The 381-nt window shown below is 29.9% G+C and carries 1 pseudogene; it reads left to right on the forward strand.

Going from position 1 to position 381, the window contains the following annotated elements:
• Window positions 1-381 (forward strand): annotated as a pseudogene (locus AC1DJR_RS33920) (ABC transporter permease); the annotation flags it as partial.

Genomic DNA, 381 nt, shown 5'->3' on the forward strand with positions numbered 1-381 from the left:
GTTATATCCGTCATACAGAAGTTCGAAAATATTGCCAGTAAAGCTTATGCGTGAAAATGAAGAATCCGACTTTTCTAATAAAAAAACACGCAGTATTATGGGGAAATTCCTTTTAATTAGTAGCATATTTTTAACTGTTTTAGGTGGATTTGTAGCAAATACTGGAGATATGCAGGCGATAGTGATAGTAATAGGATCTATATTTCTTGTTTTAGGAGTGTATGTTTTATTTCTTATTTATCTTTCTTCGATATTAGAATTATGCCTACCTATGATGAAAAAAATATTTGGAAGGAACACATTTGTTGCTATTAAAAATGTAATTCCGCAAGTAAGGAAAAATACATTTGTTATCTTAATGATAAGTACGATGATGGTGAT

It is taken from the genome of Bacillus sp. 05T31 (assembly GCF_056396725.1).